The organism is Microcystis sp. M31BS1 (assembly GCF_020245285.1).
GTDB classification, from domain to species: Bacteria; Cyanobacteriota; Cyanobacteriia; order Cyanobacteriales; family Microcystaceae; genus Microcystis; species Microcystis panniformis.
Genome location: NZ_JADBVE010000002.1, coordinates 1 through 3897, shown reverse-complemented (window position 1 = coordinate 3897; position 3897 = coordinate 1). Strand labels below are relative to the sequence as shown.

Here is a 3897-nt window from a genome sequence, read left to right as displayed (position 1 = left end):
TGGCTCTTCGGTTTATGTTATGCAATGAACGGGGGTTATAGAGGATGTAACCCTTGTATAGAAAGGCATTTAGCGATTTTTGTCAATTATTTTTCTCTAGAGCGAACTAATCAATTAAGTCTCTTGCCAGATAAGGATTTAGTCGATTTATGCTCCCCTATCGAACCATACCAAGTAACGAAGAGCCCTTTATTTTTTGCGGATAGTTTCTTTGTTAAAAAAACGGAAAGAATCGAGACAATGTTATTCTTGATGTCTTTCTGCTTGTTAGTCTATAACCTCGGACAAAGAGAACTAAGAAATAGCTTAAAAAGAGCCAAGGCTGGAGTCAAAAATCAAGTCAGTAAATTAACGAGTCGTCCCACAATGAGATGGATATTTCAATGTTTTCAGGGCATTCATATTTTTATTGTGAATGGGGTCAAGCAAATTGTCAATTTAACTGAAGAACGCCGTTTTATTTGAAATTTTCTGCCTTCATCTTGTCAAAAATATTATCTGTCATCGTTAGTCTAAATAACAAAGCAACAAAGTTGATAACAATTGAGTAATATGCTTATAGGAGAGTCACTACTCCTCGAATTGTTGTGACTTAGTTTAACTCTTTGAGCCGAAAAAATATTTGGTATTTTATGATTTCTCCTCAACATCTGATTGGTTGAGTATTTTTTTTGATTATTCTGATTTTTTTTCTTTGAAAAGACCTGTAGTTTTTTATACTTCAAAGTGAAGTGCGGAATATGGGTTGAATATGTCTAGAGCAAGGATGACAAGGATAAAAAGTAACGTGATGTAATATTCGAGATTGCGCCCCAACGATATATCTCGAAAAGCTTTTTTGATGAACCTAATCACAAACGTTACACTCCTCAAGTCCTCACTCTAATAGACGAAATTTAAGCACTGCCCTAACCGATAGATAAATCTGCCTAACTTACCTTTGGCCATTCTCTTTTGGCTCTTCCGTTGTGGGAATCTCGATAATCGGATGGTTGAGAGCAATCATCAAATGGTCTCCCTCTTGGCTAATACTGCTCGGACTGCTGGCCATTTGGGAGAGGGGATCATTGCGTACCGAGACGAAGTAGGAGCCAACAGCGATCGCCACAGCCGTTAAAATTGCGCCACCATAAACATAATATTGCCGACGACGCTGACCATCGACTTTTCTGAACACCTGTTCTGCCAATCGGTCGCCGGCCATAGTAGCTGGTACGGGAATTTGCCTTAAATTAGTTTGTAATCCCAAGAGCTGCCGATAGAGTTTTTTAGCGGCAGCATCATGGTCTAACCAATGCTGAACTAGCTTTCTTTCCTCTACCGTTACTTCGTTATCAATATAGGCGCTAATTAAATCGAAACGATGAGCTTCTTCGTTATCCTCATCTAAGAATAAAATATCCTCGGCTGCGGAGTCGGAATCGCTGTCATCGTGACGTAACAAAGACTTTATCCATTGAACATCTTCGGGTTGATAATTATTCATGGTTGACCTCGACCAGAAGCGATCGGTATGCAATCACTTTTCACCAGCACGGAGCTAGTTAAATTTAACGACTCCTCACTTCGGCCGTTAGTGCCGAATCACCACAATATTCTTTAGCCTTCTGTAAAATAGGGCTGTAAAACGGATTGTAATTTAGCGCGAGCGCGAGCAATGCGAGATTTAACAGTTCCTAAAGAAACTCCCGTCATCTCGGCAATTTCTTCGTAGGCCATGCCTTCAATTTCTCGGAGAATAATAGTTGTCCGAAAAGCTTCTGGTAAATCAGCGATCGCCGCCTGTAATTGATCGTAGAATTCGTGGGTGGTGAGATGTTCATCGGGACTGGGGTAATCGGACTCGATATCCCAATCGATTTCGCCATCCTCCACGCGCCGGGGAGCATCAAGGGAAATGGGATGATTAACCCGCTTGCGTTTCCGCAATTCGTCGTAAAAAAGATTAGTAGCAATGCGACTTAACCAACCGCGGAACTTGAGGGGTTCATGGAGACGGTTAATATTGCGATAGACGCGAATCCAGACCTCTTGAGCCAAATCAGCGCGATCTTGCCAATCGGGAGCCAAATGATAGAGTAATTTATCAACATGAGCCTGATAGCGCCGCAGCAGTTCCGCAAAAGCTGCCCGATCTGGCTGACACCCTTCCTGACAGCGTGCAATTAGATCGTAGTTGGAGAGTTTGTCAGGGGACACGGGGTTTTGAGACTTTTTGGCCTCAAGTGACCAAGATGCTGGAATCGATTGACTCATGGGATTTCCTCAAGGGTATAAGCTCCTCACTCAGAGGTTGAGGACGGGAGAAGTCAGTAAAGGTTCCCGAAAATAAATAATTTTTTTCCCATATTTCGATTCTAACCGATCGAGGCATTCATCTGGGGGAGCAAGGGAGCAGCAAGTGCGGAGGTGGGGTAGTAGGGTAGTGGGGAGAATACATAAAAGCTGTCTCGGAGTCTCGGAGTCTCCTGAATAGCTCTGTAAGTTAGGTTTTTTCCCTAGCGAGAATAAAGACGCTGCCTTCGCTGCCGCGACCGATGCGGAGATCTTCATCGAGATAGGTGATATCGAGCCAACCGGTTTGTGGGCGATTATTGAAGGAAAAATCGAGGGGAGGAAATTTTTGGCCACTCTCGATCGCATCGATAAATTCTTGGGCAGAATGATAATTGAGAAGACGTTGCAGACCGAGGATCGAGCGCTCAAATTTGACCATTATCCGACGCTCGGATGTGGGTTCAAAGGTAGCGGAGACGATTACTACCCCTTCTAGCCAAGGCACGCCGATAATTTCAGCAATATTGTAGAGTTTAGCCTTGTTCAGGTCGAGATATTGATAAATTTGCCCTAATTGAAAAAAAGGTAGGCGATCTATTCCCAGAATGTTGCGGCTGCTGGTAAATAATAAGCGCCAATTACCCCCTAATAGTTGTTTAACTTCGAGGGGATGGGGATGGGGATTGTGATCCTCCAATTGTTCGATCGCCGCTAAAATCCGCACGCGGTCGCTTTCCGTAGCCAGGAGTCCGCGATTTCTACCAGCGATCAATTCCAGTAATTTCGCTTTGGCATCCATAGAATCTCCCTTATTTTATAAATTACCTCGACCGGCGAGGCACTCGATCGAGGTTTTTGGTGGTCTTAAGAGGCCTACCCACGCCGATGATTTCAGGGGTTCAACGGGTTTTTCACCTCGGTGAGCGGCATTTTTAACTGTTGACTTAATTATTTTAACACAGATTAAATGCCGCATTTTTAAAACTTTTTCATAACCGTAATTAAGTGATCGAAATAGGGAGCAATTGCGGTTTTTTCTGAGCCACTAAAATGATCTAAGCTGTATTATTTTAAGGCCTCTAACCCCGAAATCATCGCCCCTAATGGCACTGATAGTATCTAAATCCCTATCACTGAGATAGGGAGTTTGATCATCCGCTTGTTGCCAAATAGCGATCGCTGCTTGCTGATAGGGCCAATCAGCGAAACTGATGATTCTCGCTTTTGGGATTAATTGCTGGGCGCGCTCACTCAAAGGCATCGATCGCTCTCCGTCGGGTCAGATTAGGCGGTTAAGATCACTTTTAGCATAAGTAGCTGGTTATAATTAAATTAAAAATGGATTTTAGGTTCGATCCCCCCTGCCCCCCTTGATAAGGGGGGTGCCGATCCCCCCTTAGTCCCTAGGGTTGATTCATTTAAATTAAGTACAGCTAATTTTGAGTCAATAAATTTGACTGAAGATTCTCAATTTTATCTTTCTCTAACCAAAAGAGTTAGTCACAATAACTAATCTTTAATCTTCTGCCAATATTTATTATGAATAAATTGATAAAGCTTGTTCCCAAGCCACTAAAAGCCTATCTCTCTTCAAATTTTCTGAGAGTACATCCTGTTAAT

The 3897-nt window shown here is 42.8% G+C and carries 4 protein-coding genes and 1 pseudogene; 1 reads left to right on the top strand and 4 read right to left on the bottom strand.

Annotated elements, in window-relative coordinates:
• Window positions 1-465: pseudogene (locus tag IM509_RS00120) on the top strand (hypothetical protein); the annotation flags it as partial.
• 469 nt (window positions 466-934) lie between these two features.
• On the opposite strand, the gene IM509_RS00115 reads toward IM509_RS00120, so the two are convergent.
• The 4 genes from IM509_RS00115 to IM509_RS00100 form a co-directional block, all read right to left on the bottom strand.
• Complete coding sequence (locus tag IM509_RS00115) at window positions 935-1486, bottom strand: anti-sigma factor family protein (protein ID WP_002788273.1); 552 nt, start codon at window positions 1484-1486, stop codon at window positions 935-937.
• A 113-nt stretch (window positions 1487-1599) separates the two neighbouring features.
• Window positions 1600-2256 (bottom strand): sigma-70 family RNA polymerase sigma factor, encoded by a 657-nt coding sequence (locus tag IM509_RS00110; protein WP_002735181.1) that lies wholly within the window; start codon window positions 2254-2256, stop codon window positions 1600-1602.
• Window positions 2257-2485: 229 nt separating this feature from the next.
• Window positions 2486-3076: a PAP/fibrillin family protein gene (locus IM509_RS00105; protein WP_002788271.1), complete on the bottom strand. Its 591-nt coding sequence runs from the start codon at window positions 3074-3076 to the stop codon at window positions 2486-2488.
• Between the two features lie 246 nt (window positions 3077-3322).
• Entirely contained in the window at window positions 3323-3538 is a 216-nt protein-coding gene (locus tag IM509_RS00100; RefSeq protein WP_002788269.1) for a hypothetical protein, read from the bottom strand.
• Window positions 3539-3897: the final 359 nt, after the last annotated feature.

What these genes read in the sequence shown, in the direction of transcription:
- IM509_RS00110 (WP_002735181.1), bottom strand. Translation starts at nt 2,256, where the DNA reads ATGAGTCAATCGATTCCAGCATCTTGGTCACTTGAGGCCAAAAAGTCT.
- IM509_RS00105 (WP_002788271.1), bottom strand. Translation starts at nt 3,076, where the DNA reads ATGGATGCCAAAGCGAAATTACTGGAATTGATCGCTGGTAGAAATCGC.
- IM509_RS00100 (WP_002788269.1), bottom strand. Translation starts at nt 3,538, where the DNA reads ATGCCTTTGAGTGAGCGCGCCCAGCAATTAATCCCAAAAGCGAGAATC.
- IM509_RS00115 (WP_002788273.1), bottom strand. Translation starts at nt 1,486, where the DNA reads ATGAATAATTATCAACCCGAAGATGTTCAATGGATAAAGTCTTTGTTA.